Origin of the sequence: Streptomyces sp. NBC_01525, assembly GCF_045040405.1 — a bacterium.
GTDB classification, from domain to species: Bacteria; Actinomycetota; Actinomycetes; order Streptomycetales; family Streptomycetaceae; genus Streptomyces; species Streptomyces benahoarensis.
Window position 1 is genome coordinate 856,499 of the sequence record NZ_CP109397.1, and the last position, 26,493, is coordinate 882,991.

Below are 26,493 nucleotides of genomic sequence, written 5' to 3' on the forward strand. Positions count from 1 at the left end.
GGGCGTCGTCGTCCACCCAACGCTGACTCTCCGCGTCGTATCTCACACCGTGTTCCTCAGCCCAGCATTCGCCCGATGGCCTGGACCACCGGTAGGGCCGAAGCCAGCCCCGAAACCGCTGTCGTTCCCACTTCCAGGTAAGCGCGGAGCCTCTCCAGGCGACCAGGGGACGGGCTTCCCGACTGTGCGATATCAGCGGTGATGGACGCGATTTCGGAGCGGACTCCGGCCGTCTCCTCCGTGGGCGTCAGCAGTTGCAGATGCTCACGCAGGGCCGTCATGGCCGCCACCAGTTCACGTGTGGCCTCGTCGGTGGCGGAATTGCCGGGCGCCGCCTGGTGCACGGCCTTGCCGTGCGCACCCGTCGCGATGGCTCCCCCGGTCATCGTCCCGATGTGCACGTCCCCGCTGCTGGGGGCCGGTTCATTCCGGGCGTGGTCCGACTGTTCGTCCTGGTTCACCGTGCGCCCCTCCCGTCGTTGGCGGTGCCCGCGTCGGTGTTGCGTGCCCGGCCCCTCTCACCGGTGGCGACCGCGCCCCCGGAGACCTGGCCGAGTGCCGTTCCGCCCCTCATGTATCCGATGAAGAGCCCGCCTTCTCCCACGTTGACGATCTGCTGCTCGAAACGGTCCGTCCGGTATCCGCTCTGCTCCAGGGCGTCCCGGACCCCCGAAGCGATCCGGTCCTGAACCGTCTTGACGTACCGGCTCACGTCCATCTCCTGGAAGAGGGAGGACACCGGCGCGCTCCCCATCTCCCGTACGGATTTGACGGGTGCGCCCGGTATCGCGTGCTCCGGCTCCGAAAGCCAGGTCCGGAACACCATGAGGAGGGTGCGCAGGGCTGAGATCCCAGTGGCCGTGGACACACTCGGGGCGGCGAAGAAGGACCTGACGACCTCGCTCGGCCAGTCCCGTGCGGCCATGGATGTGCTCGGTCCGAGAAGGAGCGCCCGCAAAACGGTGCGCGGCACGTCCCGCACCCGCCCGGAACGAGCGGCGACCGCGTCGACCTCCGCGAAATCCTCCCTGATCGGGCCGAGCACATGCGGTGCGACCTCCAGAACGAGCATCCGCCCCTGCGTGTGCACCCGCACGAAGATGGTGACCACGATCTGCTCGTCCCATGCGCCGATCCTGATCCGCAGGAAGTGACGGCGGGCCTCCGCCGCCTCGTTCACCGAAGCGCCGATGTGCTGCCGCATCTGCTCGCGTCCGAAGACGGCGTCACTGCTCCGGGCGGCGCCGGGAGGCAGGTAGACGAATTCCTCGATCTCCAGGTCCTTGAGCCTGTCCCTGCCGGTCCGGGCCACCGAATCGCGGAGCGATTCGAGGCGCGGCGTAATGAGATCGATAACGTTCCGCGGCGTGAGGGGTGGTTCGCCGTCCGTGCCCTGCGCCGGAATCGTCGCCTCGCCCCTCCGGTCGGCGCCCTCTTCGCCCATGCGTTGCAGCTCCAGAGCCAGCGACCAGGGCTGGTGCGGCGTACCCGCACCGATGAAGGGGAGCTGAGGGTGGTAGACCGCCCCCGGTGCGTACTGTTCACGCTCGATGAACCGCTGTAGCCGGCGGTACCGCCCGGAATTCGGCAGTCGGACTCCACGGCCACCCTGGTTCCGGCGACGGAACGTCTCCCTGCCGAGCTCGGCGCGCAGGATCCGGGTCACCCGCGCCCGGTGCGCCCACACGACACACGCGATCAGCAGCGGGCACACCACGGCAACGGTATCGCCTGGCCAAAGCAGGGCGGCTACCCAGTAAAGGGCGTTGAGTGTCCAGAACACGAGCGTGAGGAGGATGCCGCTCACCCTGCGCGGGACGCTCAGCTTCCGGAGGCCCAAAAACAGCGGCGCGCCCATGTAACTGGTGAGCGGGAGGCCGGAGACGTAGCGGGCCAGCAACATGCCCAGGCACACCAGCGCGTACCAGCAGGCCCACGGGCTTACGTGGTTCAGTGCGCTGTTCAGCATCGGCCAACCGAGGTTTCTCAGGAAGGGAGGGGCCGACGCTCTGTCCGCGGCGAAGAAGACGGACCAAGCCGCCAGCAACGCTACTGCCGCCATGGCCTCCTGGCGCCGAGCGCGCAACGCATGACCGAGAACGGACAGGACGTCAACCCCCAGGGAGGGGGCGACGGTTCGTTCCTCGTGAGCGACGAGTTCGTCGACGACCTGCCGACGGAAGTCGGGGCTCAGATAGCTTCCGGCGCAGAGTAGCCTCGTGGCCTCGCTGCCGGCGTGGCGTGGCGATGATTCGTCCATGAATACCCCGTCGTTGTCCCCACATGACATCCGCCCGGTTAGGGAATCCCGACCGTATCGGAACCACCCGGGCGATTCAAACAAGAATGCCCCTCACCCTCGAAAGAAATATCATCCTGGCCGCTTTCAAGCCATGATCGAATTTGACCCCAGGGGCCCCTTCACGGAATATCCATCACCCGCGCCACCGCCGGACAACGAATGGCCCACATCCAGCACATGACGCCAAAAGTGAATTTCTCCGGGTCGATATGATGCATGGCTAATTCAAGGAGAGCGATGCCTCCACTTTCAGAGCCCAGCCGGAGCCTCCGGTATCCCTTCGAGGATCCTTCCGATTTCCACACCGGAAGTAGGTGTTGCCGAATCCTGTTATCCATCGAATTCACGTTCATCGGGGGCGGTAGCCGTCAGCGCTGCTTCGCCTCGGCGGAACAGCGAGCGGGACACGGCGGCCGACAGCGTGCCGGTGGCTCCGGTGGTTTCCGCGTCGGCGGGCCCCGGCCTCGTCCCGGACTGCCCGCGAGACCTGTACGCGGAACTGGACGGCGCTCTCACAGCGTGGGGCCGCAGGGGCCGGCCCGGCGGTGTGGTCCACTGCACGCCGAGGGGCTGCGGGCCGTCTGCGCTACTCGCCGAAGGCGTGTCCGAGTGCTTCGTTGAGTAGCTCCCGCAGGGCTGAGGAGGTCCGTGCGACGGCGGTGGCAAGCAGTGCCGGGCCGCCGGCCAGCGGTGCGAGGACCGCGCAGCCGTCCTTGGTTCCTTTGCGGAGCAGGACGGGGGCACGCTGGAGGTCCAGCTCCGGGTCCACGACGAGGAGTTGGCCGACGGCGCGGTGTCCGTCCAGGACTGCGGGGCCGTCCCATCCGGGCTCGGGGTCCCCGTAGGCGGTGTGCTGGTCGAGCAGCAGGCGGCCGGCGCGGTGGACCCGGATGCGGCTGACGAGGTGGCCCGGCTTCTCGTTGGCTCTGCCCAGGATTTGCTCCTCGCGCAGCACCAGTTGCGAGGTCGCGGCGAGGTTGACCGTGCAGGTCTGATGCAGATTGCTGTCGGCGGCGCTGATCAGCGGCTTCGGCAGCCAGCGTAGGCAGGCGTGCTCCCCCACGCTCAGCCGTACGTCGTAGGTGGCCGGCGCGGTGGTGGGACCGCGGAGGGCGAGCGTGGCGGCGGCTGTGGTGACATCCAGTTCGGCCCGGTCTTCGGCGGTGATGTCGAGGGCGAGCCGGTCGCCGCCGAGCGGGGCGCTCATCGCGCCGATGACGCCCACCGTGGCGGCCCGGCCGCCTGTGCGCATGCGCCGTAGGTGGAACGGGCCGTCGCTGCGCAGTTCCGGCAGGGTGGTGACGCGCCCGTTGTACGCGGCGCGGATGCGGGCGGTAGCACGCACGCCGTCCGGGTGTCCGCAGGTCTCCTCGGTGCCGGTGGAGGGGTTGGCGGGGTCGAACGCGGCCTTGGGCCGGTCGAGTTGGGTGCCAGCGCTCATGCCGCCGCCTTCGCGCGCCACCGGGTGAGGTGCCCTGTTACCCAGTCGGCGATCTCACGGATGCCGTCGTCGGAGGTGAGGCTGGTGAAGACGACGGGAAGGTCGCCGCGTTGCCGTTCGGCGTCGGCGGCCATGGTGGCGAGGTCGGCGCCGACGTGCGGGGCGAGGTCGGTCTTGTTGACGACGAGGAGGTCGGAGGTGGTGATGCCGGGACCTCCCTTGCGGGGGATGTCGTCACCGCTGGAGACATCGATGACGAAGATCTGCACGTCGACGAGGCCCTTGGAGAAGGTGGCGGTGAGGTTGTCGCCACCGGACTCGACGAGCACGAGGTCGAGGGGGTGGAGGGTCTCGTCGAAGCGTTCGACGGCCTCCAGGTTGGCGGAGATGTCGTCCCGGATCGCGGTGTGCGGGCATGCGCCGGTCTCCACCGCCGTGATCCGCTCGGGGGACAGCACGGCCTCGCGCAGCAGGAACTCGGCGTCCTCGCGGGTGTAGATGTCGTTGGTGACGACGGCGAGGGAGAATTCGTCGCGCAGGGTGCGGCAGAGCGCGGCGACACTGGCGGTCTTGCCGGAGCCGACGGGACCGCCCAGGCCGACGCGGAAGGCACGGAGACCACGGTCCGCGCGCAGCGGCTCGGGGCTGTAGGCGTGGCGATGGGGCATGGTCACGGGGTGATCGAGGTGCATGGAAACTCCAGACGGGCAGGGTGGGTTCAGGAGGCGAAGAGCCGCATGGTCCAGGCGGCGTGCTGCTCTCCGGTGATGTCCAGCAGCGGGGAGGACGCCGATGGCAGGACGTCAAGGCCCTCGGTCGTCACGCGGGCCGCCGCGTCGGCGGCGGCCGCGGCGACGGTGTCGGTCTCCGCGCTGAGGCGTGCCAGCAGCCGCGAGGCGTCGAGCGGGTTGAGGCTGAGCAGGCGCACCGCTGCGGTGGCCGGGCCGCCGGTGCTCTCGTACGCTGCGGCACAGGCTGCGTCCTTCGGGGTGAGCCCGGCGGCTCGGACGGCGAGGCCCTGGACGATGGGCTGATGGGCACCCTGGGGGCGCTCGGCGGCCAAGCGGTCGAGTTCGGCGGACGGGAAAGTGGCGCGTGCCGCGCGCATCATCTGCCGCCCGAGCCTGCGGGCCACGGCGCGCAGCGCGGGGACCGGGGTGCGTGCGTCGGCGGCATCGTCCAGCAGCAGCGGGTCGCATCCGGCGGCGGCCGCGGCAGCCAGACCGGCCGTGGTCAGACCCGTGGTGTGAAGGCGCCCCCGGCAGAAGGCTTCGAGGCTGTAGATGTCGTGTACGGCTTTGTGGGCGACTGCGGCCTCGACGCCGCCGGAGTGGGCGTGCCCGCCGGCGGGGAAGCGGCCGTCGGCCAGCAGGAGCAGTGCGGCACGGCTCATGGGCGAGCGGCTGCCTTTCGCAGGGTTGGATGGTGCCGTGGTCCAGACGGGCGCAGGTCCTGCCTGGGCCACGGCCGCGGTGACGGCGTCATCGGCGGGGCAAGGTCCGGTCAGAAGAGGAAGTACCTCTGTGCCATGGGGACTTCACTCACGTAGGCGCGCGGTACGGTCGCTCCGTTGATTTCCGTGCGGGCGTCCCCTGTGGTCGCACCGCCGATGGTGACCTCGAAACTGTTGTGATCGACGTCGAGGCTCTCCGGCACCATGTCGTTCAGCTTCATGTCGGCCTTGGTGACCTCTCGGATGCCCGTCGAGATGTCCATGAACTTCTTGACGAGGCCAAGCCCCCCGGTCTTCACCTCCGTGACGTTCCCGCTGCTGTCCCGGACGGTGACGACTCGCGAGTTCAACTTGTCGGCCACGCCCGGGGCCACGAAGTTGTACGAGTTGCGCTGTGGGGAGCGGCCGGTGGAGCCCCAGACCGCCCGCGGCAGGAAAGGCTGCGGCGTCGTGATCGACGCGTTGGCGTCGCCCACCTGCGCGTACGCGAGCTGCCCGCCCTTGAGGACCATGTGCATCTTGACGCCGAAGAACTTAGGCTCCCAGAGCACCAGGTCGGCGAGCTTCCCGGTCTCCACCGAACCGACGTGACCGTCGATGCCGTGCGTGATCGCCGGGTTGATCGTGTACTTGGCAACGTATCGGCGCGCCCGGTAGTTGTCGTTCGGGATCAGCTTCTCTGCATGGTGCGAGTGGCCGTTGTCATCAGCGATCGGGCGGACCTTCGCGTTGTCGAGGTCCTCCTTCAAAGGGCCATAGCGCGATTTCATGACGTGCGCGGTCTGCCAGGTACGCATGACCATCTCGCCGATGCGTCCCATCGCCTGGGCGTCGGAGGACATCATCGAAATGGCGCCCATGTCGTGGAGGAGGTCCTCCGCGGCCATGGTGGACGGCCGGATGCGGGAGTCGGCGAAAGCCATGTCCGCCGGGATGTCCGGGTTGAGGTGGTGGCAGACCACCATCATGTCGATGTGCTCCGCCACGGTGTTCACCGTCAGGGGGCGGGTCGGGTTGGTCGAGGCGGGCAGGACGTTCGTCTCTTTGACCAGCTCGATCATGTCCGGGGCGTGACCACCGCCGGCGCCCTCGACGTGGAAGATGTGGACCGAACGCTTCTTACCGTCCTTCGTGAAGGCGTCGCGGGTGCTGTCCAGGAAACCGGACTCGTTCAGCGAGTCGGCATGCAGGGCAAGTTGGACCCGGCGGCTCTCGCACACCTCCAGTGCCGCGTCGATCACGGCGGGCGTGGCTCCCCAGTCCTCGTGGACCTTGAAGCCGATGACGCCGGCGTCGACCTGTTCGTTGAGGGCGTCCGGGTTCACCGTGCTGCCCTTGCCGAGCAGGCCGATGTTGACCGGGTAGGCGTCCAGGCTCTCGAAGACCCGGGTGATGTGCCACTCGCCCGGGGTCACCGTGGTGGCGGTGCTGCCCTCGGCGGGGCCGGTGCCGCCGCCGATGAGCGTGGTCACACCCGAGGTGAGGGCCTCGTGGATCTGCTCCGGGCAGATGAAATGGACGTGGGTATCCACGCCACCCGCGGTGAGGATCCGCCCGTTGCCGGAGATGACCTCGGTGCTCGGACCGACCACGAAGTTCGCCGGCTGCACCGGCAGCGTGTCGCTCGGGGCCGTACGGTCCGGCATCTCGAACTCGTTGGGCGGGATCGGGTCCATCGTCTCGGGGTTGTACGCCTTGCCGATGGCGGCGATCTCACCATCGCGGAGCCCGACGTCTGCCTTGACCACACCCCACCAGTCGAGGATCAGCGCACCGGTGATGACCGTGTCCACAGGCTTATGTTTGCCTTGGGCATCCCCGTTTCTGGGGATGTGGGACATGCCCATCGACGTGCGGATCACCTTTCCGCCGCCGAAGATCATCTCGTTGCCGCTGTGCTTCGGACCGCCGCTCCAGTCGGCCTCGATCTCGACGGTCAGGGCGGTGTCGGCCAGGCGGACGCGGTCCTTGGTGGTGGGACCGTACCGAGCGGCGTAATCGGCCCGCTTCAGCACATTGCTCGACGCCGAGTTCTCCGGTGAGCTCGCCGGCCTGCTGCTCGACGGGGTGCTTGAGTTGGTGCTCACCGGTGCGTCACCTCGCGCAGCCCCTTGACCTGTCGGTCGCCCTGGATCTCCACCAGCTCGACGCAGCACTCGTCGCCCGGCTCGAAGCGCACGGATGTACCCGCGGCGATGTTCAGCCGCCGCAGCCACGCCGCCTCGCAGTCCTTGAGATCCTGGAGCGCCTCCGACTCCGGACCGGAAGGAACCTCGACCTTGAGGACCTTCAGCCCCGGGTTGACCTCGGCGAAGTGGTAGTGGGAACCGACCTGGATGGGACGGTCCGACACGTTCTTCACCCTGATCCTCGTCCTGCCCGCACCCGGCAGCATGGTGGCGTCTTCCTGTAGGTCCGCATTGAACTCAATCGCCTTGTACCAAGACGCCGCCTCCTGTTCTCGGCACTTGTCACAGCACGAGGGCGAGCCGTTGCCACTGCCGCCATCGCAGCCGACCGGGCAGTCCGGCTTGCGCGGTGGCTCGGGGTGCTCGACCTTGCCCGGGTGGACCTCGGGTTCCGCTGTGGCCTCCGGGAAGGGGTCGTGAAGGGTGACCAGCTTGGTGCCGTCCGGGAACGTGGCCTCCACCTGCACGCTCTTGATCATTTCCGGAACGCCGTCCATCACCTCGTCCCGACTGAACAACTGCCGACCCGAGTCCATGATGTCGCTGACCGTCTTGCCGGCGCGCGCCTGCTCGAAGACGTGCACCGTCAGCAGGGCCATCACCTCGGGATAGTTGAGGAGCAGCCCACTGTCACGGCGCCGCTGCGCCACGTCGGCCGCCACATGGATCAGCAGGCGCTCCTGCTCATGCGGAGTCAAATGCACGATGAGCCGTTTCTCTTGAGCGGACAGTGCATGCGGCCGGACATGCCAAAGAGAACGAAAGACGTCCCCGGACGACGCCAGGCGCTCCTTGATCATCAGGGGGGAGAAGTCATCGAGAAGGCCACGGCACAGATCGCGTACACGATCAGGTGAATGCGAGCCGGAGAGTGCGCAGTCGCTGCCCCCGCCCTATATAGGGGTCCAGAAGCAAAACCGCAGCAGATGCCGCTGATCCGGGCGAGTCAGCAGGTCGAGACGAGGCTGCAGCCGGAGGCAGCTCGGTCAATCTCTTTCGGGGCATGGATGACGAACCGGTGGTACACCAACGGCCAGCGGTCCATCGCTTCGTGACGTCGGTGAGAGCGCCGACCAGTCGGCGACGGCCTCCGCAGGGGTGAATCACTTGGCGTCTTCCCCGGGGCACCTCACCCACAGGACGGGCGGGCGCGCTGCCGCCAGGTGGTGACGACGACCTTCCGGGACCACCTCCCGGAGGAGCTGTCGGTCCACCTGGCGGCATGACCGCTACACGATCCCGAGGTCTCGCAGGACACGGTGCTGAGTTGGTGCTGAGTTCACGGGGAAGTAGAGGTAACACACCCCGCCCGAACCACTCTTGACCTGGCCCTTTGCGTCGTACCGCTTGGTCCGCAGCCAGATGTTCTCGAACTCCCGGCGAGGGTAAACCCGCCGCACGGCCTGGTCATCCGGAGAAGCCGGGTCGTTGGCGATGACGTCGCCGTCGAGGGTGAAGCCGATGACGGTCATGAGGTGGCCGGCGGTGCCGTAGCCCGCGCCGTCGAGTTCGGTGGCGAGGAAGGACTGGGAGGTGATGACGGGGATACCGGCGGCGATGAGGTGTTCGGCGTCGGTGAGGGAGGAGAGGCGGGTCACCACGGACTGGAGGCCGGGGTAGGTGGCGGCGTAGGCGGCGTTGAAGGGCCAGTTGCCGCAGCCCTGGTATTGGCTGTCGTAGGTGCGGCGGGCGGCGAGGCAGACCTGGGGGTCGGCGTACGAGGGGTCGACCCAGGCGAGGTCCCCGGGGGCGGGGCGGTGCCCCCAGTACTCGGTGATCATCTGGGAGGAGGTGGGGCTGCACCACGCCTCGCCGCCGTTGTCGTACTCGGGGTACTGCCCCTTGTGGATCTCCTGGGAGTAGCGCGGGACGGGGAGTTCGCGGCCGGCGGCCGGGCCGGGGGCGGAGGCCGGGACCTCGAAGCGGGCGGGGATGTCCGAGCCCATCGCGCCGAGCCGGTGGACGGTGGGTGTGGCGGTGGTGCCCGGGGTGCGGTGCAGGGTGACGCGCAGCGCGTACGCGGTGAAGCGGGTGCCGCCCGCCGCGTCGTCGAGCGCGAGGGTGTCGGTGGAGACGCTGCTGCGGCCGTCCTTCTGGTCGTCGACGGAGGTGCGGCGGATGTCCGCGTCGCCGTCGCCGGAGGTCCAGCGGCCCATGACGTACCAGGGCGTGTGGCCGCCGTCGGAGTAGGCGGCGCGGGCCTCGACGGTGATCCAGGTGCCGGGCGGGGTGTGGGCGTTCCAGGAGGCGACGAGTTCGGAGGCCGGGACGGCGAGGGTGTGGCGGGGGCCGGTCCAGGTGGCGTACTCCCAGGCGGCGGTGCGGCCGGTGTGCGGGTCGCGGTAGTCGGCGGTTCCGGCGGGGGTCAGCAGGCAGATCCCGGCGCGGGCGGACGGCGCCGGGCCGGTCCCGGCGTGGGTGCCGCGCGCCCAGTCGGCGGCAGTGGTCCAGGCGTGGTAGTCCACGGTTCTCCTCGGGCGGGCCGCCCGCGGCGCGGGCCCGGAGCCCGTGGGGCGCGGCGTGGCGGCCGCGACGGGGGCCGCGGCGGCCGCGGCCGCGGCGAGTGCGGCGGCGAGGACGGTGCGGCGGGGCGCGGAACGTGTCATCGGGATTCCCCCAGTCGGGTGCGGCGTACGGGACGCGGACGGTGCAGGCAGCGGGCGGAACACGGTCGGGTGGCCCCGGGCGGGACGACGGCACCGGGCACCACGGACGGACGGGACGCCGGGCCGTGCGGCCGCGGCGCCCGTTGGGCGGCAGGGATCAACTATCGCCGGTGCCGCCATATTTCGGCCAGCGGTCGGACGCGCGTCGTCGAGCCGATGTGAGCGGTGGGCACCGGATACGTACGCTGGCGCGATGAACGACGCCCTGGCCCCGCTCGCCGCCCGCCTCGCCGCGCTCCCACCGTCCTGCGGCCCGGTGCGGCTGATCGGGGTCGACGGGCACGCAGGGTCGGGGAAGAGCACCTTCGCCCGGCGGCTGGCCGCGGCGCTCGGCGGCGCACCGGTCATCCGCACCGACGACCTGGCCTGCCATGCGTGGCTGTTCGGCTGGGCGGAGCGGTTCCGGGATCAGGTGCTGGCGCCGCTGTCCCGGGGCGAGCGGGCGCAGTACGAGATGTACGACTGGGTGCGCCGGGAGTACGGCGAGGTGCGGGAGGTGGCGCCGGAGCCGGTGGTGCTGGTGGAGGGCGTGGGCGTCGGGCGCCGGGCGCTGCGTCCGCAGCTGGCCTGTCTGTTGTGGATGGAGCTGGCGGACGAGCCGTCCTGGGAGCGGGGGCGGCTACGGGACGGGGCGGGGCTCACGGAGTTCTGGGATGGCTGGATTCCGGCGGAGCGCACGCACTTCGCGGCGGATCCGTCGCGTCCGTACGCCGATCTTCTGGTGCGGCAGGGAGCGGTGGGGTACGAGGTGTCCGAGGGTCCCCGTTCCGCAACCTGAAGGAACGTCACCTTCACCCTGTGTCACCGGAGTTGGAGGGGTGCGGGCGCCGGGTGGCGAGGACCCGCCGACTGCCCAACTCGGCTTGACCTGGGGGGCGTACAGGACTTACGTTCTCATTGTGCGGCTCACAGAGCCGCCCGCAGACGCGAAGCCCCCGGTTGTTCCCCCGTGATCGGGGGCTTCGTTCTGCCCTGACATCCCTTTTCGCCGCTCTCGGCCCCCTCTTCCCCTCACCGTGGGTCACCGCCCCGTTCGCGCCGTGTGCGCCCCCTTCTGCCCCCTTCCGCGCATCCCCTGTCGCCCCCTACGGCCTGCGGCGACACCCCGGGTACCATGCCAGTCGGTGCCACGACAGGGGCGTGCGAGGGGCCGGTGACGACTGCGGGGGCGGCGGCAACTCCCGTACGGCGTACGGCGCTTCGGGCGGTGGCGTGGCAGCCGGTCGGCGGGACACCGGGGCACGTTCTGTGGGGGATGCGATGGACTTGGGTACACCGGGCGCGCCGCCCGCCCCGGCCGAACTCGCCTGGCTGCGCGCGGTCGACGCCTACACCGTCGGCGCGTACCCGCAGGCCGAGGAGGAGTTCCGGGCCGCGGTACGGATGGATCCGACGATGGCCGACGCCTGGCTCGGGCTCCACGCGCTGCGCGCCGACACCTCGACCGCCCTGCTGCGGATGCACCGCCACCGCGACCGCTTCGGCGAACAGCGCACCCGCCACGGACGCCCCCTCAACTCCTGGTACTGGTTGGGATGGTGGGTGCAGCCGGTGCTGGAGAGCCGCCGCGATCTGCTGCTCGCGCACGCCTCCCACTGGCTCGACGGCCGCCACGTCGCGGAGCTGGACCAGGCGCTGGCGGGCTGCCCGCCGGTCGACGCCGACCCGCAGGTCCGTTTTCTGCACGCCTGCCGCGCCTACCTCGTCAAGGACTGGGAACAGCTCGTACGCCACACCGAACCGCTGCTGGACGACCCGGTGCTGGGCATCGAGGCCGGGTTGTTCGGGGGGATGGCGCGGGTGCGGCTGGAGATGTACGGGCAGGCCGCGCCGCTGCTGTCGGCCGCGCTGATGCGGTGCCGCAGCGAACAGCCGCAGCGCAAGGAGCTGCGGTACTGGCTCGCCCGCGCCCACGAGGGCACCGGCCGCAGCGCCGCCGCCCTCCCCCTCTACCGCGCGGTGCACCGCGTCGACCGGCAGTTCATGGACACCGCGGCGCGGCTGGCCACCATCACCCAGGCCGATGGGCTGGAGGAGGGCGGCGACCTCGCGACCGTGTCCGCCGCGGGTCAGGAGGCCGGGCGCGACCCCGATCCGCTCGCGCCGCTCGACGCCGTCGACGGGTGGGAGGCGCCGGCCGGTGAGGCGGGTTTCCCGGAGGCGGCGGGCGCGGTGCCCGACGCGGCGTCCCCTGCGCGGCACAAGGCGGCGGTGCCCGGGCAGCGGGCCGCCGGGCGGGTGGCCGGGCCCGCCGATCCCGTCCTGCTGGAGCGGGCGCTGACGGAGCTGGAGCGGATGGTCGGCATGGAGCCGGTCAAGCGGCAGGTGCGGGCGCTCTCCGCGCAGCTGCGGATGGCCGGGCTGCGGGCCGGTCAGGGCCTGCCGGTGCAGCCGCCCAAGCGGCACTTCGTCTTCTCCGGCCCGTCCGGCACCGGGAAGACAACGGTGGCGCGCATCCTCGGCCGGGTCTTCTACGCCCTGGGACTGCTCGGCGGCGACCATCTGGTGGAGGCCCAACGCGCCGATCTGGTCGGCGAGTTCCTCGGCCAGACCGCCGTCAAGGCCAACGATCTGATCGACTCGGCGCTCGGCGGCGTCCTCTTCGTCGACGAGGCGTACAGCCTCTCCAACACCGGCTACAGCAAGGGCGACGCGTACGGCGACGAGGCACTGCAGGTGCTGCTCAAGCGTGCCGAGGACAACCGCGACCGGCTCGTCGTCATCCTGGCGGGCTACCCGGAGGGCATGGACCGGCTGCTGGCCGCCAACCCGGGGCTGTCGTCGCGGTTCACCAGCCGGGTCGACTTCCCCAGCTACCGGCCGGGCGAGCTGACCGCGATCGGCGAGGTGCTGGCCGAGGAGAACGGCGACCGCTGGGACGACGAGGCCCGCGACGAGCTGCGCAGCATCAGCGGTCACGTCGTCGACCAGGGCTGGATCGACGAACTGGGCAACGGCCGCTTCCTGCGCACCCTGTACGAGAAGAGCTGCGCCTACCGCGATCTGCGGCTCTCCACCTGGCGCGGCACCCCGGGCCGCGACGACCTCGCCACGCTCCGGCTGCCCGATCTGATCCAGGCGTACGGCGAGGTGCGTTCAGGGCGCGGCCCGGACACGGCGGGGCCCGCCCCGCTCTGAACCGCGCGGTGCGCGGCGGCGGGACGGGCCCCTGGGCCTCAGCCGGTCAGCCGGTCAGCGCGCGGTCCCCGTCGGGGCGTCCGGCGCCCCCGGCCACCTCGGCGCCGGTGCCGTCCGGTGCGGGAGCCGGGACGGGCGCGACCGCGTCGCGGGCGCCGTGCGAGAGCGACTCCGTGCGGTGCGCCGGGTCGTGCACCTCTCCGACCAGCATCTCCAGGACGTCCTCCAGCGCGACGAGGCCGAGCACCCGGCCGGTCGGGCCCGCGACCGCGGCGAGATGGGAGGCGGCCCGGCGCATCGCGGTCAGCGCATCGTCCAGGGGGAGTTCGGCGCGGAGCGTCGTCATCGGGTGCCAGACGCGCTGCGGCACCGCGCGGTCCCGCTCCTCCAGGTCGAGGACGTCCTTGACGTGCAGATAGCCCATGTACGCACCGCCCGGCGCGCAGACCGGGAAGCGGGAGTAGCCGGTGGCGACGGTCAGCTCCTCCACCTGGCGCGGGGTGACCGTCGCGTCGATGGTGACCAGCCGGGCCGGGCCGAGCAGGACGTCGGTGACGGGGCGGCTGCCCAGCTCCAGCGCGTCGGCCAGCCGCTCCTGTTCGGCCGGGGCGAGCAGCCCGGCCTGTCCGGCGTCCTCGACGAGGTGGGTGAGCTGCTCGCTGGTGAAGACCGCCTCGACCTCGTCCTTGGGCTCGACGCCGAAGAGCCGCAGCACTCCCCTGGCGCAGGCGCCGAGCAGCGCGGTGACCGGGCGGCAGAGCCGGGCGAAGGCGACGAGGCCCGGGCTGAACCACAGCGCGGTCCTCTCGGGCGCCGCCATCGCGAGGTTCTTCGGCACCATCTCGCCGATGACGAGGTGGAGGAAGACCACCACGGCCAGGGCGATGGCGTAGCCGAGCGGGTGGATCAGCGGGGCGGGCAGACGGACCGCGGCGAAGAGCGGTTCCAGCAGCCGGGCGACGGTCGGCTCGGCGACGGCGCCCAGCGTCAGGGAGCAGACGGTGATGCCGAACTGCGCGGCGGCCATCATCTGCGGGAGGTTCTCCAGCCCGTGCAGCACCTGACGGGCCCGCTTGGAGCCCTCGGTGGCCAGCGGCTCGATCTGGCTGCGGCGTACGGAGACGAGGGCGAACTCGGCGCCGACGAAGAAGCCGTTGGCGAGGACGAGGAGGACGGCGAGGAGAAGTTGCGCGAAGGTCACCGGGCGGCCTCCGCCCCGGCGCCGACGGTCTCCCGGGCGACGCCCGCGGGAGCCGTGCGGACGATCCTTATCCGCTCGGCGCGGTGGTGCGCGACCAGCCGCACCCGCAGCCGCCAGCCGTCGAGTTCGGCGGTGTCACCGGGGGCCGGAATCCGGCCGAGTATGTGGGCGACCAGCCCGGCGACGGTCTCGTACGGGCCGTCGGGGGCCGTCAGGCCGATCCGCCGCAGCGTGTCGACGCGGCAGCCGCCGTCGGCGTCCCAGGCGGGGCGGCCGTCCTCGGCGGGCGCCTGGCCCAGCTCGGGCAGGTCCACCCGGTCGTGCTCGTCGCGGACCTCGCCGACCAGTTCCTCGATGATGTCCTCCAGGGTGACGACACCGGCGGTGCCGCCGTACTCGTCGACGACGACGGCTATCGGCGCCTCGCTGCGCAGCCGCTCCAGCAGCGGGGCGACGGGCAGCGTCGCGGGCACCTGGAGCGGCGGCACGGCGATCCGCGCAGCGGGCGTGCGCAGCCGGTCGGGCGCCGGGACGGCCAGCGCGTCCTTGAGGTGCACCATGCCGACGACCTCGTCGAGGCGGGCACGGTAGACGGGGAAGCGGGACAGACCGGTGGCGCGGGTGAGGTTGACGACGTCCTCGGCGGTCGCGGACGCCTGGAGGGCGCTGACCCGCACCCGGGGCGTCATGACGTTCTCCGCCGTCAGATCGCCGAGCGCGAGGGTGCGGACGAAGAGGTCGGCGGTGTCCTGCTCGATGGCTCCGGCCTGCGCGGAGTGCCGGGCGAGGGAGACCAGTTCGCCGGGGGTACGGGCGGAGGCCAGTTCATCGGTGGGCTCCACGCCGAGGGCCCGGACGAGGCGGTTGGCGACAGTGTTCAGCAGGGTGATCACCGGGCGGAAGAAGCGCGAGAAGGCGTTCTGCGGACCGGCGACGAAGCGGGCCACCTGGAGCGGCTTGGAGACCGCCCAGTTCTTCGGCACCAGTTCGCCGACGACCATCTGCACGGCGGAGGCGACGAGCATGCCCGTCACCACGGAGATGCCGGACACGGCGCCGCGGGGCAGCCCGGTCGCGGTCAGCGGCCCGTCGAGGACGGCGGCGAGCGCCGGTTCGGCGAGCATGCCGACGACCAGGGAGGTGATGGTGATGCCCAGTTGGGTGCCGGAGAGCTGGAAGGACAGCTCGCGCAGGGCGGCGACGACGGTGGCGGCGCGGCGGTCGCCGTCGGCGGCGGCCCGTTCCGCGTCGGCCTTCTCGACGGTGACGAGCCCGAACTCGGCGGCCACGAAGAAGCCGTTGGCCAGGATGAGGACGAGCGCTGTGGTGAGCAACAGGAGGGGGCCGGTCATGCCGCCGCCTCCGTCGTATCCGGGGGGTCGGAGGGGGCGGCGCAGGTACTACAGGACGATCCGTCCATTGCCGGAGGGAGTCACTCCTCAGGTCGCAGTGGCCCCGGGCAAGGGGCGGGCGCGGAAGGGCGCCGTGGACAACAGGGTAAACAGCGGGGCGCCGGTTGCGGCAGGGCCACCGGGCGGTCGCCCGGACGGCGGGTCAGGCCGTGGCGGGGCGGCCGGTGCCGTGGAGTTCGGCGAGGTCGCGCAGCGCGCGGGCGTCGCGGATGGCCTGCTGGCGGGCGATGCCGGGCTGGATGCCCATCGCGGGGAGGCTGGTGCCGTCGGCGAGGTCGAGGTGGACCCAGGCGTCACCGGCCCGGAGGTTGACGCGCAGCACCTGGGCCCAGGCCAGTTCGCGGCGGGTGGTGAGGTTGACGACGGTGACGCCCTCCTGCCGGGCGACCACCTTGGGGCGGGCGAGCAGCAGGAGGACGGCGAGCACCAGCAGACCGACGAAGACAAAGCTGATCCGCTCCCCGCCGGTCAGCTTGGGCAGCGCCAGCGCGATGGCGGTGAGGGCCGCGAACTGGACGAGTCCGACGAGGTACAGGACGACCCGGGTGCGGGTCGGCCGGAAGGTCACCGGCAGGCTGGGCAGGGGCGCGGACACGTCGTGGGTCTTCCGTCGGGGGTGGTGGGGGCGGTGCGGCGGGGCCGTCAGAGGCGGCAGGCGTGGATGCCGGTGGTGAGGATGGCGCGGGCGCCGAGGTCGTACAGCTCGTCCATGATGCGCTGGGCGTCCTTGGACGGGACCATCGAGCGGACCGCGACCCAGCCCTCGTGGTGCAGCGGGGAGACGGTCGGCGATTCCAGGCCCGGGGTGAGGGAGACGGCCTTCTCGACGTGCTCGACGCGGATGTCGTAGTCCATCATCACGTAGCGGCGGGCGACGAGGACGCCCTGCATCCGGCGGAGGAACTGACGGACCTTCGGGTCGTCGGCGGGGGCGCCGGTGCGGCGGATGACGACCGCCTCGGAGGTGAGGATCGGCTCGCCGATGATCTCCAGCCCGGCGTTGCGCAGCGTGGTGCCGGTCTCGACGACGTCGGCGATGATCTGGGCGACGCCGAGCTGGATGGCGGTCTCGACGGCGCCGTCGAGGTGGACGACGTCGGCGTCGACGCCGTTGTCGGCGAGGTGCTTCTTGACGAGTCCGGAGAAGGAGGTGGCGACGGTCATGCCGCCGAACTCCTTGACGTCGGTGGCGGTGCCCGGACGGGTCGCGTACCGGAAGGTGGAACCGGCGAAGCCGAGCTGGAGGATCTCCTCGGCCTGCGAGCCGGAGTCCAGCAGCAGGTCGCGGCCGGTGATGCCGATGTCGAGCTTGCCGGAGCCGACGTAGACGGCGATGTCGCGGGGGCGCAGGAAGAAGAACTCGACCTCGTTCTGCGCGTCGACGAGGACCAGTTCCCGGCGGTCCTTGCGCTGGCGGTACCCGGCCTCATGGAGCATCGCCGACGCAGGCTCGGACAGTGAACCCTTGTTGGGGACAGCGATGCGCAGCATGAGGTGCTCTTCTTCCTTCGGTGGGTGAGGTGTGACGGGGCGAGCGAGGCTCAGAGGTGGGCGTAGACGTCGTCGAGGGAGATGCCCTTGGCGATCATCATGACCTGGAGGTGGTAGAGGAGCTGGGAGATCTCCTCGGCGGCGGCGGCGTCGGATTCGTGCTCCGCGGCCATCCACACCTCGGCGGCCTCTTCGACGACCTTCTTGCCGATCGTATGGACACCGGCCTGCACCAGCTCGGCGGTACGGGAGGTGGTGGGGTCGCCGGTGGCGGCCTTCTGCTGGAGCTCGGCGAAGAGCTCCTCGAACGTCTTCTTGGACATGGTGCTCCTACCCTAGCGGGCAATGTCACTGTGGCGCGCAGCGCCTCGGGTGAAGGGTGGTGGCGGGCGACGGGCGGGGGCGCAGCGCCTCGGGTGAAGGGTGGCGGGCCCGGCGCCACGGCCGCCGCCGCGCCAGGCCCGTCCCGTCCCGTCAGCGCCAGGGTTCCGACACGGTCCGGAGCGTGGCGGCGGTGGCAACGGCCGCGGTGACCGCTTCGTGGCCCTTGTCCTCGGTGGAGCCGTCGAGACCGGCGCGGTCCAGGGCCTGCTGCTCGGTGTCGCAGGTCAGTACGCCGAAGCCGATGGGAACGCCGGTGTCGACGGCGACCTGGGTCAGGCCCTGGGTGACGCCCTGGCAGACGTAGTCGAAGTGCGGGGTGCCGCCGCGGATGACGACGCCGAGCGCGACGACCGCGTCGTAACCGCGTCCGGCGAGGACCTTCGCGACGACGGGCAGTTCGAAGGTGCCGGGGACCCGCAGCAGGGTCGGCTCGTCGATGCCCAGGTCGGTCAGGGCGCGCAGGGCGCCGCTCACCAGGCCGTCCATCACCTGCGCATGCCACTGCGCGGCGATCACGGCGACCCGCAGGTCCCGGCAGTTCTTCACGGTCAGTTCGGGTGCGCCCTTGCCGCTCACGGTTCTCCTCGGAGGGTGATGGTGGTGTCGTCGGGACGGTCGGGAGGTGTGTTACCGCTGCTCGTGGTGGTCGAGCCAGGGCAGGTCGTGGCCCATGCGGTCGCGCTTGGTACGCAGATAACGGAGGTTGTGCTCCCCGGCCTGGACCGGCATCGGCTCGCGTCCGGAGACGGTGAGGCCGTGGCGCGCCAGGGCCGTGGTCTTGTCGGGGTTGTTGGTCAGCAGGCGGACCGAGCGGATGCCGAGGTCCTGGAGCATCTGGGCTCCGGCGGCGTAGTCGCGGGAGTCGGCGGGCAGGCCCAGTTCGAGGTTGGCGTCGAGGGTGTCGCGGCCGCGCTCCTGGAGTTCGTAGGCGCGCAGCTTGGAGAGCAGGCCGATGCCGCGTCCCTCGTGGCCGCGGAGGTAGATGACCACACCGCGCCCGGCCGCGCTGATCCGCTCCAGCGACGCCTGGAGCTGCGGGCCGCAGTCGCAGCGCAGCGAGTGGAAGACATCGCCGGTCAGGCACTCGGAGTGGACGCGGACGAGGACGTCCTCGCCGTCGCCGAGCTCGCCGGCGACCAGCGCGATGTGCTCGACGCCGTCGACGGTGGAGCGGTAGCCGTACGCGGTGAACTCACCGTGCGCGGTGGGCAGCCGGGTGGTGGCCTCGCGGCGGACGGTGGGGGTGGAGCGACGGCGGTAGGCGATCAGGTCCTCGATGGAGATGATCGCCAGGCCGTGCTTACGGGCGAACGGCACCAGCTCGGGCAGGCGCAGCATGGTGCCGTCCTCCCCGGCGATCTCCACGATCGCGGCGGCCGGGCGGAGTCCGGCGAGGCGGGCGAGGTCGACCCCGGCCTCGGTGTGGCCGCCGCGGACGAGGACGCCGCCGGGGCGGGCGCGCAGCGGGAAGATGTGGCCGGGGCGGACGAAGTCGCCGGGCGCCGAGTCGCCGGAGGCGAGCAGCCGCAGCGTGGTGGCGCGGTCGGCGGCGGAGATGCCGGTGGTCACGCCGTGCGCGTCGGTGGCGTCGACGGAGACGGTGAACGCGGTCCGCATCGACTCGGTGTTGTGCTCGACCATCTGCGGCAGCGCGAGGCGGTCGAGTTCGGTGCCCTCCATGGGGGCGCAGATCAGGCCGCGGCACTCGCTCATCATGAACGCGACGATCTCGGGGGTGGCCTTCTCCGCGGCGAGGACGAGATCGCCCTCGTTCTCGCGGTCCTCGTCGTCGACGACCACGACGGGGCGTCCGGCGGCGATGTCGGCGATCGCCCGCTCGACGGGGTCGAGGGCCAGGCCCGCGGCGTCGTCGGCGGACCCGGGCTCGTACCAGCTCTGCAGTGCGGTCATGCCGCGGCTCCTTCCAGGACGGTGGCGGCGCCGGTGCGCGAGCGCATCCACCAGTCGCGCAGGCCCCACATGACGAGCGCGAAGTAGACGACGTAGACAAGGCCGGAGAAGGCGAGGCCGCTGCCGAAGGCGAGCGGGACGCCCACCAGGTCGACGAGGAGCCAGGCGAACCAGAACTCGACGAGCCCTCGGGCCTGGGCGACCATCGCGGCGAGCGTGCCGACGAAGATGTACGCATCCGGCCAGGGGTTCCAGGACAGCTGCGGGACGAGGGTGAAGAGGCCACCGACGGCGGCGGTTCCGGCGGCGGTCCCGGCGAGCAGCAGTCCGCGCTCGCGCCAGCTGGCGAAGCGGACGGCGAGGGAGCCGTCCTGCGCCTGCCGGCGGCCGCGGCGCCAGGACCGCCAGCCCCACAGCGCGACAACGATGACCAGCAGCTGCTTGCCGACGCCGCCGCTGAGGTGGGCGGAGGCGTAGGCGGCGACGAGGACGACGCCGGAGAGGAACTGCGCGGGCCAGGTCCAGATGGAGCGGCGCCAGCCGAGGGCGAGGGCGGCGAGGCCGATGGTGTTGCCGATCATGTCGGACCAGATGACGTGCTGTCCGAAGAGCGTGAACGCCTCGCCGTTGAGCCAGGTCACCGCGGTCACCGGACGGCTCCCTCGGACGCGGTGCCGGTGGCGCCGCCCGGGCCGAGCAGCCGCTCGACGTACTTGGCGAGGACGTCGACCTCCAGGTTCACCGGGTCGCCGACCTGTTTGATGCCGAGGGTGGTGAGGGCGAGGGTGGTGGGGATGAGGCTGATGGTGAAGTGGTCGTCGGTGGCGTCGACGACGGTGAGGCTGACGCCGTCGACGGTGATCGAGCCCTTCTCGACGACGTAGCGGGCCAGCTGCTGCGGCAGCGCGATCGTGACGATCTCCCAGTGTTCGCCGGGGACGCGCTCGGTGATCGTGCCGGTGCCGTCGACGTGGCCCTGGACGAGGTGGCCGCCGAGGCGTCCGCCGAGCGCCATCGGGCGCTCCAGGTTGACCCGCGAGCCGACGGTCAGCGCGCCGAGGCTGGAGCGGTGCAGCGTCTCGGCCATCACATCCGCGGTGAACTCGCCGTCCGCGGTGTCCACGACCGTCAGACAGACGCCGTTGACGGCGATCGAGTCGCCGTGCCCGGCGCCATCGGTGACGACGGGGCCGCGCAGCCGGAAGCGAGCGGAGCGACCGGGGGCACCCTCAGTGCCAGCTGGGGGCGAGTCGCCGAGGATCTCGACGGCGGTGACCTCACCCAGTTCTTCGACGATTCCGGTGAACACGTCAGATCTCCTCGTGCGGGGTGTGGCGGACGGGGGTGGCGGTGATCCGCAGATCGGGGCCGAGGCGCGCGGTCTCGGTCACATCGAGTCGCAACGCGTCGGCGAGAGTGGTGATTCCGGCGTCGCCGACGGCGGCGGGCCCGGCGCCGAGCAGGACCGGCGCGAGGTAGGCGACGACCTTGTCGACGGCGCCCGCGGCGAGGAATGCCCCGGCGAGCGTCGGCCCGCCCTCCAGGAGGACGGAGCGGACATCGCGGGCGTACAGCTCGTGGAGCAGGGCGGTGATGCGCAGGCCGCGGCCGGTGGCGGCGCGCGGGAGCCGCACCAGAGGCGCGAGCCCTTCGAGGTGGGCGGCGTCGGTGTCCTCGGCGACGGCGATCAGGGTGGGCGCGGTGCCGTCCAGGACGCGGGCGCCGGGCTTGACGGCCGAGGCGCCGGAGTCGACGACGACCCGCAGCGGCTGGGTGACCTCGTCGTCGGTGAGTCCGGTGACGCGGGCGCCGAGCTGCGGGTCGTCGGCGCGGGCGGTGCCGGAGCCGACGACGACGGCGTCGGCCTGGGCGCGCAGCCGGTGGACGTCGGCGCGGGATTCGGCCGAGGAGATCCAGCGGCTGGTGCCGTCGGCGGCGGCGATCCGGCCGTCGAGAGTGGCCGCGTACTTCCACAGGACGAAGGGGCGGCGGCGCAGGACGGAGGTGAGCCAGGCTTCGTTGACGGCGGCGGCCTCGTCGGCGAGGAGTCCGCCCTCGACGTCGACACCGGCGTCCGCGAGGGTGGCGGCGCCGCCGGTCGCGGTGGGGTTGGGGTCGGAGACGGCGTAGACGACGCGGGACACCCCGGCGTCGATGAGGGCGCGGGCGCAGGGTCCGGTGCGGCCGGAGTGGTTGCAGGGCTCCAACGTGACGAGTGCGGTGCCGCCACGGGCCCGCTCGCCCGCCTCCTCCAGTGCGTGGACCTCGGCGTGCGGGCCACCGGCGCGCCGGTGCCAGCCTTCGCCGACGGTGCGGCCCTCGGCGTCGAGGATGACGCAGCCGACGACGGGATTGGGGCTGGTGTGCCCGAGCCCGCGGGCGGCGAGTGCGATGGCGCGGCGCATCGCCGCGGTCTCGGCGGGGGCTTGAGTGGCCACCGGGTCCTCCTGCCTCTTCGGGCACGGACTCCGGGGCTGCCTGGACGACAGAAGCGGAAACAAGCCACGGCGTACGCGCCGCGAAAAGGGGAGCCCGCCCGGCAAACGCACCGGACGCACCACCTGCGGCGGTCACCGAAGCTCGCCCGCCGCGCACTGCCTCCCATCCGGACTTTCACCGTCGGTGCAGGAATTTCACCTGCTCAACCGGCCGCTGGCTGCGGACGGGTCGCGGACTGTTACCGCCGGTTCGGAATTACACCGACCCCGGAGTGCGCTGCTGCTTGTTTCAGTACACGACCAGTTTGCCACGGTTGATCGTCGGCCATGCGGGCGAACCCTGTGGGGTGCCTCACAAGCTTCCGCGACCACCGGTTTCCGGCGCGTGCGAGATCTGGAATGGATCTCACACCTACGGCGGACCCTCCGTCGGTACGGCGCTCCTCACCCTTACGACCTCAAGGAATGATCCGCGATGGCGACTCTTCTGGTGACCGGCGGTACGGGCACGCTCGGACGGGCCGTCGTCGGCCGGCTGCTCGACGACGGCCACGACGTCCGCTCGCTGAGCCGACGGCTCCCCGCCGGACCGCCCGCCCCGGGGCTGCACCCGTACGCGGTGGACCTGCGCGACGGCACCGGGCTGGAAGAGGCGGTGGCGGGCGTGGACACGGTGGTGCACTGCGCGTCCACCCCCTCGGGTGGCGACGAGGAGGCGGCGGGCCACCTCCTGGACGCGGCGCGGGTCGCCGGGGTGAAGCACCTCGTCTACATCTCGATCGTCGGCGTGGGAGGCATCCCGCTCGGCTACTACCGCACCAAGCGGGCGGTGGAACGGATGGTCGAACACTCCGGCATCGGCTGGACGATCCTGCGGACGACGCAATTCCACGACCTGCTGCTCCGGGTGGTGAAGACGGGCGCCCGCTCACCGCTGCTGCCGTACCCGACGGGGTTGCGCTTCCAGCCGATCGAGGTACGCGAGGTGGCCGCGCGCATGGCCGAGTTGGCCCTCGGCGCCCCCGCCGGCCGGGTCCCGGACATGGGCGGCCCGCAGGTCCTCGACGTCCGGGACCTGATCCGCCTCACCCTCCGCTACGGCGGCCGCCGCCGCCTGACGGTCCCCCTCTGGCTCCCCGGCCGCACGATGGCGGGCTTCCGCGCGGGCGAGCATCTGGCCCCGGGGCATGCGGTCGGGGAGCGGACGTATGAGGAGTTCCTGAAGGAGAGGGCGGGGTGGCGGGGGTGAGGGGTGTCGGGGGCGCGGCGGCGGGGGCCTGCTCTCCGAGGTCTCCGCGCACTGGGTGGCCATGTCGGGTGTCGTGATCGTCCTCCGGTTCTGGTGCGGCCTCGCTCCCGCCGGGCCCGGCGGCTCCGGCCGTAGGGGGTGGGCCGCTGGGGCTCTGACCTGCTGTGCCGGTCCCATCGGTCAGTGAGGTGGTTCGGTGGGGCCCGGGAACAGGTCGTTCTGGGCCGCGTCCATCGCCGTGAGGACGGCGCCGCGCAGTACGCCGCGGCCGCCCACCGTTCCGGCCCGCACCTCGGTGGCGAGCGGGGAGATACGGGCGAGCTGCGCGGCGACCCGCTCGGCGAATTCCGGGCCCCCGGCCCGTCCGACCTCGCCACCCAGCACCACGCAGCCGGGGTCGAGGACAGCGCTGACCGCGGCCACTCCAAGGGCGACCCGGGCGGCGAGCTCGTCGAGGAAGGCGGCACCGTCGTGCCGTCCGAGGGCGGCTCGCACCAGGGCCTCGGCGGGTGGGTCGGGGTCGGGGTCGGGGTCGTGAACCCGGTTGAGGGCGGCTTCGGGGGCGAGGTCCGTGAAGTCAGGGCGGGCTTCCCCGGGGGCGCCGCCCTCGGGCCCCGGGGGCTCGGGGGCAGGGGTCGGGAGCCCGGTGGCGGGAGTCGGCGTCCCGGCGCCGGACGTTCGGGCCGATCCTGGCCCGGGCCGGGCGAACCCGTACTCCGTCGCCAGGCGGGTGACCGCTGCCGAACCGGCGAGGGAGTGGAAGCCGCCGATGCAGCCGTGTGGTGACGGCAGTCCGCTGGCGCCGGGGACGGGGAGGAAGCCGATCTCGCCGGTGCCTCCGGAGGCGCCGCGGCGGAGTCTGCCGTCGAGAACCACGGCGGCGCCCGTGCCGTGGCCCAGCCACAGCAGCACGAAGGTGTCCCGGTCCCGGGCCGCGCCGTCGCGGGCCTCGGCCACCGCGGCGAGGTTGACCTCGTTCTCCAGCAGCACCGGCGGCCCGGACCGTTCGAGCGCGGTCACCACCGCACGGTGCCAGCCGGGGATCCAGTCCGTCCCGCCGATGCGGCCGCTCTCCGGGTCGATCAGGCCGGGGGCGCCGATGGCGATGGTGTGCGGCGCGGCGGCGCCGGCGGCGGCCAGCGCCTCGTCCACCGCGCGGCGCGTGGCCCGGACGGCGTGCCACGGTGGTGTGCGGTCCGCGATGGGCACGGTGCGTTCGGCGCGGATGCGGCCGAGCAGGTCCGCCACGGCGACGGTGACGCCGTGGCCGCGCAGATCGAGGGCGACGAGATGGGCGCGGTCGGCGACGATGCCGTACAGCCGGGCGTTGGGGCCGCGCCGCTGGGCGCCGCTCTCCCCGACGACGGTGATCAGACCGGCCGCCTGAAGCCGTTCGACGAGGTCGGCGACCGTCGGGCGGGACAGCCCGGTCAGGTCCTTGATCCGGCCCGCCGTCAACGGCCCCTCGTCCTGGAGGAGTTGCAGGGCGAGGCGGTCGTTGATCCGTCGTGCGGTGGTGGGTGAGGCGGTACGGCCGGCGGCCTCGCTGTGCGGTGCGTGCATGGCGGGGATCCTCCCAGACACCGCCACCTCGCCGAACGGCCTGTGGACAACTGGGAGTTGTCCGGCAGTCGCTCTTGCGGTCCGTCGCACGGGCGGGTGCGGAGTGTCCGCCGCGGGTGCGGTCCCGGCGACCCGCGGGCGCCTTCGCCGGTGCCCCTGTATCCGCTCCACGGTCAACGCTCGCGGCACTCTTATTAATAGGCAGGGTTCCTGATAGTTTGCGCGCCATGGTCGGCAACGGTGCCCGTAACGACGCCTCTCCCCCGGCCGCGGCACTGCGCCGCGCCCGCTGGGCCATCGCCCTGGTCTTCCTCGTGCACGGCGCGGTGACCGGCAGCTTCGCCACCCGGGTCCCCTGGATCCAGGAGCACACCGGTATCGGCGCGGGGCATCTCGGCGTCGCGCTGGCCTTCCCCGCGATCGGCGCCTCGCTGGCGATGCCGCTCGCCGGACGGATCAGCCACCGCTTCGGCACCCGCACGGCGCTGCGCGGCCTGCTCGCCCTGTGGACCCTGTCGCTGATCCTCCCGGCCCTCTCCCCCGGTCTGTACGCGCTCTGCCCGGCGCTGCTGTTGTACGGCGCGAGCGCGGGCACGTCGGATGTGGCGATGAACGCGCTGGGTGTGGAGACGGAGGACCGGCTCGGGCGGCCGATCATGTCGGGGCTGCACGGCATGTGGAGCGTCGGCGCGCTGCTCGGCTCGGCGGCGGGCACGGTGGCCGCACACGCCGGTACGGACGCCCGGCTGCACCTGGGCGGCACCGCCCTCGTCCTGACCGCCGCGGGCGCGTGGGCGTGCGGCGGGGTGCTGGATCCGCGCGGCACGGCGGACGGGCCCGCGCCGCCCCGCTTCGCGCGTCCGCCGAAGTCTGCGCTGGTCATCGGGGCCGTCGGGTTCTGCGCGGTGTTCGCCGAGGGCGCCAGCCTGGACTGGTCCGCGGTCTACCTACGGGACGTCCTGGGGACGGGCGCGGGCCCGGCGGCCGCCTCCACCACGGCGTTCGCCTGCACGATGGCCGCGGCGCGGCTGGCGGGCGACCGGGTGGTGGCCCGCTTCGGTGCGGTGCGGACCGTACGGTGCGGGGGCATCCTCGCGACGGCGGGCGGTCTGCTCGTGGTGGCCGCCCGCCATCCGGTGGCGGCGATGGCGGGCTTCGCGCTGGTCGGGCTGGGGATCGCGGTGGTGGTGCCGCTGGCCTTCGCGGCCGCGGGCCGCAGCGGGCCCGCCCCCAGCCAGGCCATCGCCGGTGTCGCGACGATCACCTACGCGTCGGGCCTGATCGCGCCGTCCACCATCGGCGGCATCGCTCAGGCAACCTCCCTGACGATTTCGTTCGCGCTGGTGACGGCCTTGGCCGCGGGCCTGATCGTGGGTGCCCGGGTCTTGCGCCTCCCGAAGCACGCGGTATCGGCAGCCGCAGCGGGAGGCCGGTCCGGAGCGGAAGTCCCGGCCGCGGCGGAAGCTCCGGCGCCGCCTCAGCCATAGCGGTGGGCCCGGGCCCACCGGAGACCGGACCCGGTCCACAAGCCCGGCCCGTCGAAGGATCCGGCCGGGCGCGAGCTCCGGCACCGGGCACCGCGGCTCCGAGACTCGGGGGCTCCGAGACTCAGGGGCTCAGGGGCTCGGAGCGAACCGGGGCCGGGGGCAAGCCCG

Annotated in this window: 23 protein-coding genes, 1 pseudogene and 1 riboswitch; of the genes and pseudogenes, 4 read left to right on the top strand and 20 right to left on the bottom strand. The window is 72.0% G+C overall.

Annotation, left to right across the window (positions count from 1 at the left end):
- Positions 1–56: 56 nt before the first annotated feature.
- The 9 genes and pseudogenes from OG422_RS03830 to OG422_RS03870 form a co-directional block, all read right to left on the bottom strand.
- Complete coding sequence (locus OG422_RS03830) at positions 57–461, bottom strand: hypothetical protein (protein WP_405739684.1); 405 nt, start codon at positions 459–461, stop codon at positions 57–59.
- A complete protein-coding gene (locus OG422_RS03835) occupies positions 458–2,260 on the bottom strand; it encodes a hypothetical protein (RefSeq protein WP_405739687.1) in 1,803 nt (600 codons plus the stop codon). Before OG422_RS03835 ends, OG422_RS03830 begins: the two co-directional genes overlap by 4 nt.
- Before the next feature lie 628 nt (positions 2,261–2,888).
- Positions 2,889–3,743 (bottom strand): urease accessory protein UreD, encoded by an 855-nt coding sequence (locus tag OG422_RS03840; RefSeq protein ID WP_405739690.1) that lies wholly within the window; start codon positions 3,741–3,743, stop codon positions 2,889–2,891.
- Positions 3,740–4,435 carry an urease accessory protein UreG gene (gene ureG / locus OG422_RS03845; protein WP_405739693.1) on the bottom strand — a complete coding sequence of 232 codons (696 nt, stop codon included), beginning with the start codon at positions 4,433–4,435 and terminating at the stop codon, positions 3,740–3,742. Before ureG ends, OG422_RS03840 begins: the two co-directional genes overlap by 4 nt.
- Before the next feature lie 26 nt (positions 4,436–4,461).
- Positions 4,462–5,136 carry an urease accessory protein UreF gene (locus tag OG422_RS03850; protein WP_143941246.1) on the bottom strand — a complete coding sequence of 225 codons (675 nt, stop codon included), beginning with the start codon at positions 5,134–5,136 and terminating at the stop codon, positions 4,462–4,464.
- Between the two features lie 110 nt (positions 5,137–5,246).
- Positions 5,247–7,211, bottom strand: a complete 1,965-nt coding sequence (gene ureC, locus OG422_RS03855; protein WP_405747633.1) for an urease subunit alpha — start codon at positions 7,209–7,211, stop codon at positions 5,247–5,249.
- Positions 7,212–7,279: 68 nt separating this feature from the next.
- Positions 7,280–7,591 carry an urease subunit beta gene (locus OG422_RS03860; RefSeq protein ID WP_405747635.1) on the bottom strand — a complete coding sequence of 104 codons (312 nt, stop codon included), beginning with the start codon at positions 7,589–7,591 and terminating at the stop codon, positions 7,280–7,282.
- Positions 7,592–7,795: 204 nt separating this feature from the next.
- A pseudogene (locus tag OG422_RS03865) lies at positions 7,796–8,089 on the bottom strand (urease subunit gamma); the annotation flags it as partial.
- Between the two features lie 525 nt (positions 8,090–8,614).
- Positions 8,615–9,991 carry a peptidase C39 family protein gene (locus OG422_RS03870; protein WP_405739697.1) on the bottom strand — a complete coding sequence of 459 codons (1,377 nt, stop codon included), beginning with the start codon at positions 9,989–9,991 and terminating at the stop codon, positions 8,615–8,617.
- A gap of 253 nt (positions 9,992–10,244) precedes the next feature.
- Between OG422_RS03870 and OG422_RS03875 the strand changes: the two genes are divergently transcribed.
- Together OG422_RS03875 and OG422_RS03880 are read left to right on the top strand one after the other, a co-directional pair.
- A complete protein-coding gene (locus tag OG422_RS03875; RefSeq protein WP_405739700.1) occupies positions 10,245–10,829 on the top strand; it encodes a hypothetical protein in 585 nt (194 codons plus the stop codon).
- A 482-nt stretch (positions 10,830–11,311) separates the two neighbouring features.
- Positions 11,312–13,189, top strand: coding sequence for an AAA family ATPase (locus OG422_RS03880; protein ID WP_405739702.1), 1,878 nt, complete (start codon positions 11,312–11,314; stop codon positions 13,187–13,189).
- A 46-nt stretch (positions 13,190–13,235) separates the two neighbouring features.
- On the opposite strand, the gene OG422_RS03885 is transcribed toward OG422_RS03880, so the two are convergent.
- From OG422_RS03885 to ribD, 10 genes are all read right to left on the bottom strand, one after another.
- Positions 13,236–14,390, bottom strand: a complete 1,155-nt coding sequence (locus tag OG422_RS03885) for a hemolysin family protein (RefSeq protein ID WP_143941242.1) — start codon at positions 14,388–14,390, stop codon at positions 13,236–13,238.
- Positions 14,387–15,742 carry a hemolysin family protein gene (locus OG422_RS03890; RefSeq protein WP_143941241.1) on the bottom strand — a complete coding sequence of 452 codons (1,356 nt, stop codon included), beginning with the start codon at positions 15,740–15,742 and terminating at the stop codon, positions 14,387–14,389. The genes OG422_RS03885 and OG422_RS03890 overlap by 4 nt, the downstream gene beginning before the upstream one ends.
- A 202-nt stretch (positions 15,743–15,944) precedes the next feature.
- Positions 15,945–16,397, bottom strand: a complete 453-nt coding sequence (locus OG422_RS03895; protein ID WP_143945076.1) for a PH domain-containing protein — start codon at positions 16,395–16,397, stop codon at positions 15,945–15,947.
- A 47-nt stretch (positions 16,398–16,444) separates the two neighbouring features.
- The gene (hisG, locus tag OG422_RS03900) at positions 16,445–17,293 is read right to left on the bottom strand and encodes an ATP phosphoribosyltransferase (protein ID WP_143943901.1); all 849 of its coding nucleotides are present in this window, start codon (positions 17,291–17,293) and stop codon (positions 16,445–16,447) included.
- Positions 17,294–17,343: 50 nt separating this feature from the next.
- On the bottom strand, positions 17,344–17,616 hold the full coding sequence (locus OG422_RS03905) for a phosphoribosyl-ATP diphosphatase (RefSeq protein WP_405739709.1): 273 nt from the start codon (positions 17,614–17,616) through the stop codon (positions 17,344–17,346).
- Between the two features lie 151 nt (positions 17,617–17,767).
- Positions 17,768–18,253 (bottom strand): 6,7-dimethyl-8-ribityllumazine synthase, encoded by a 486-nt coding sequence (ribH, locus tag OG422_RS03910; protein ID WP_143943899.1) that lies wholly within the window; start codon positions 18,251–18,253, stop codon positions 17,768–17,770.
- Positions 18,254–18,304: 51 nt separating this feature from the next.
- Positions 18,305–19,588 (bottom strand): bifunctional 3,4-dihydroxy-2-butanone-4-phosphate synthase/GTP cyclohydrolase II, encoded by a 1,284-nt coding sequence (locus OG422_RS03915; RefSeq protein ID WP_405739712.1) that lies wholly within the window; start codon positions 19,586–19,588, stop codon positions 18,305–18,307.
- On the bottom strand, positions 19,585–20,238 hold the full coding sequence (locus OG422_RS03920; RefSeq protein ID WP_405739715.1) for a nicotinamide riboside transporter PnuC: 654 nt from the start codon (positions 20,236–20,238) through the stop codon (positions 19,585–19,587). The genes OG422_RS03915 and OG422_RS03920 overlap by 4 nt, the downstream gene beginning before the upstream one ends.
- Complete coding sequence (locus tag OG422_RS03925) at positions 20,235–20,897, bottom strand: riboflavin synthase (RefSeq protein ID WP_405739718.1); 663 nt, start codon at positions 20,895–20,897, stop codon at positions 20,235–20,237. The genes OG422_RS03920 and OG422_RS03925 overlap by 4 nt, the downstream gene beginning before the upstream one ends.
- 1 nt (position 20,898) lies before the next feature.
- On the bottom strand, positions 20,899–21,993 hold the full coding sequence (gene ribD / locus OG422_RS03930) for a bifunctional diaminohydroxyphosphoribosylaminopyrimidine deaminase/5-amino-6-(5-phosphoribosylamino)uracil reductase RibD (protein WP_405747637.1): 1,095 nt from the start codon (positions 21,991–21,993) through the stop codon (positions 20,899–20,901).
- Positions 21,994–22,175: 182 nt separating this feature from the next.
- Positions 22,176–22,306: riboswitch (FMN riboswitch) on the bottom strand.
- Positions 22,307–22,501: 195 nt separating this feature from the next.
- Between ribD and OG422_RS03935 the strand changes: the two genes are divergently transcribed.
- Positions 22,502–23,275 carry an SDR family oxidoreductase gene (locus tag OG422_RS03935; RefSeq protein ID WP_405739721.1) on the top strand — a complete coding sequence of 258 codons (774 nt, stop codon included), beginning with the start codon at positions 22,502–22,504 and terminating at the stop codon, positions 23,273–23,275.
- 180 nt (positions 23,276–23,455) lie between these two features.
- Here OG422_RS03935 and OG422_RS03940 read toward each other — a convergent pair whose 3' ends face one another.
- A complete protein-coding gene (locus tag OG422_RS03940; RefSeq protein ID WP_405739723.1) occupies positions 23,456–24,838 on the bottom strand; it encodes an ROK family transcriptional regulator in 1,383 nt (460 codons plus the stop codon).
- A gap of 227 nt (positions 24,839–25,065) precedes the next feature.
- Here OG422_RS03940 and OG422_RS03945 point away from each other — a divergent pair, with 227 nt between their 5' ends.
- Positions 25,066–26,325, top strand: coding sequence for an MFS transporter (locus OG422_RS03945; RefSeq protein ID WP_405739726.1), 1,260 nt, complete (start codon positions 25,066–25,068; stop codon positions 26,323–26,325).
- The last annotated feature ends 168 nt before the right edge of the window (positions 26,326–26,493 follow it).

Bases quoted from the DNA above. Each gene is read 5' to 3' on its own strand.
- OG422_RS03870 (WP_405739697.1), bottom strand. From the start codon at position 9,991: ATGACACGTTCCGCGCCCCGCCGCACCGTCCTCGCCGCCGCACTCGCC.
- ribD (WP_405747637.1), bottom strand. From the start codon at position 21,993: ATGCGCCGCGCCATCGCACTCGCCGCCCGCGGGCTCGGGCACACCAGC.
- OG422_RS03835 (WP_405739687.1), bottom strand. From the start codon at position 2,260: ATGGACGAATCATCGCCACGCCACGCCGGCAGCGAGGCCACGAGGCTA.
- OG422_RS03890 (WP_143941241.1), bottom strand. From the start codon at position 15,742: ATGACCGGCCCCCTCCTGTTGCTCACCACAGCGCTCGTCCTCATCCTG.
- OG422_RS03940 (WP_405739723.1), bottom strand. From the start codon at position 24,838: ATGCACGCACCGCACAGCGAGGCCGCCGGCCGTACCGCCTCACCCACC.
- OG422_RS03935 (WP_405739721.1), top strand. From the start codon at position 22,502: ATGGCGACTCTTCTGGTGACCGGCGGTACGGGCACGCTCGGACGGGCC.
- OG422_RS03915 (WP_405739712.1), bottom strand. From the start codon at position 19,588: ATGACCGCACTGCAGAGCTGGTACGAGCCCGGGTCCGCCGACGACGCC.
- ureG (WP_405739693.1), bottom strand. From the start codon at position 4,435: ATGCACCTCGATCACCCCGTGACCATGCCCCATCGCCACGCCTACAGC.
- OG422_RS03875 (WP_405739700.1), top strand. From the start codon at position 10,245: ATGAACGACGCCCTGGCCCCGCTCGCCGCCCGCCTCGCCGCGCTCCCA.
- OG422_RS03860 (WP_405747635.1), bottom strand. From the start codon at position 7,591: ATGCTGCCGGGTGCGGGCAGGACGAGGATCAGGGTGAAGAACGTGTCG.
- OG422_RS03880 (WP_405739702.1), top strand. From the start codon at position 11,312: ATGGACTTGGGTACACCGGGCGCGCCGCCCGCCCCGGCCGAACTCGCC.
- hisG (WP_143943901.1), bottom strand. From the start codon at position 17,293: ATGCTGCGCATCGCTGTCCCCAACAAGGGTTCACTGTCCGAGCCTGCG.
- OG422_RS03840 (WP_405739690.1), bottom strand. From the start codon at position 3,743: ATGAGCGCTGGCACCCAACTCGACCGGCCCAAGGCCGCGTTCGACCCC.
- OG422_RS03945 (WP_405739726.1), top strand. From the start codon at position 25,066: ATGGTCGGCAACGGTGCCCGTAACGACGCCTCTCCCCCGGCCGCGGCA.
- OG422_RS03850 (WP_143941246.1), bottom strand. From the start codon at position 5,136: ATGAGCCGTGCCGCACTGCTCCTGCTGGCCGACGGCCGCTTCCCCGCC.
- OG422_RS03905 (WP_405739709.1), bottom strand. From the start codon at position 17,616: ATGTCCAAGAAGACGTTCGAGGAGCTCTTCGCCGAGCTCCAGCAGAAG.